The sequence below is a fragment of the Paenibacillus sp. P4_E11 genome (assembly GCF_056401635.1).
Map to the genome: position 1 here is coordinate 1 of NZ_JBFUIX010000503.1, position 1255 is coordinate 1255.

Genomic DNA, 1255 nt, shown 5'->3' on the forward strand with positions numbered 1-1255 from the left:
GCCCAGTCCTCCGGCGCTCTTCACGGTGCCGGAGAATAGCGTACCCGCTTCCGTAATGCCTAGATGGAGCGGATACTTGAACGCAGAGGCCGCTTTCGTATAAGCCGCTATAGCCATCGGTACATCCGAAGCCTTCAGAGACACGATAATATCGTGGAAATCCAGCTCCTCGAGAATGCCGATATGGAACAAGGCGCTCTCCACCATAGCATCTGGTGTTGGATACCCATACTTGTCCAACAAATGCTTCTCCAGCGACCCCGCATTAACGCCGATTCGGATCGGGATTCCCCGTTCCTTGCATGCCTTCACGACCGCTTCCACTTTCTCGCGACGTCCGATATTGCCCGGATTGATGCGGACTTTATCGATGCCGTTCTCAATAGCTGCGAGCGCCAATCGATGGTCGAAATGTATATCAGCTACAAGCGGGATATGAATTTGCTTCTTGATTTCCTTGATCGCTGCTGCTGCTTCCTGATTGTTCACCGTTACGCGGACAAGCTGGCAGCCTGCCTCCTCTAAGCGAAGAATCTCGGCAACCGTAGCTTTCACATCCGCGGTTTTCGTCGTACACATGCTCTGCATAATAACTTCATTACTGCCGCCGATCGTCAGTTCTCCGACTCGGACAGGAACGGTCTCTGATCTATGATACATGCGGAACTCTCCCATGGACGCCAAACATCCTCCCCCCTGAACGACAATCTGACATGGAGCATCAGACATTCGCACACTATGCGCATTCAGGCGGGAGGAAGGATCGGCTAGTTATTGGTTAGGCGCTTTCTTCTTTCTTATTGACGGAAATCGACTTGCCGTCCTTCGTCTTGAGCTCCGGCGCGATCTTCTCGAGTACAGCTTCCTTCGTAATGGTGCAATTAGTTACATCATCACGGGAAGGCACTTCAAACATCACATCCAGCATAATTCCTTCGATAATGGCCCGAAGTCCGCGAGCACCTGTATTACGCTTGATCGCTTCCTTGGCGATGGCGTCGAGCGCATCCACCGAGAAGTCGAGGGATACGTTATCCATTTCCAGCATCTTCTGGTACTGCTTCACAAGCGCGTTCTTCGGCTCGGTCAAGATACGAACGAGTGCCGGCTCATCAAGCGGCTCCAGTGTGGAGATGACAGGTAACCGTCCTACGAATTCCGGAATTAAGCCGAACTTCAGTAAGTCTTCCGGTAACACCATGGACAAATATTCGCCCGGCTTCAGATCGTTCTTGTGGCCTTCGCTGTTGAAGCC

The 1255-nt window shown here is 52.2% G+C and carries 2 protein-coding genes; both read right to left on the minus strand.

Annotated features, from left to right (window positions below; translation table 11 throughout):
• Positions 1-660: flavodoxin/ferredoxin-dependent (E)-4-hydroxy-3-methylbut-2-enyl-diphosphate synthase (locus AC1DWB_RS35525; RefSeq protein ID WP_477545769.1), on the minus strand; the 660-nt coding region annotated here is incomplete at its 3' end.
• Between the two features lie 118 nt (positions 661-778).
• Positions 779-1255, minus strand: a 477-nt coding sequence (locus AC1DWB_RS35530) for an ATP-dependent Clp protease ATP-binding subunit ClpX (RefSeq protein ID WP_477545770.1), incomplete at its 5' end; no start/stop codon positions are given.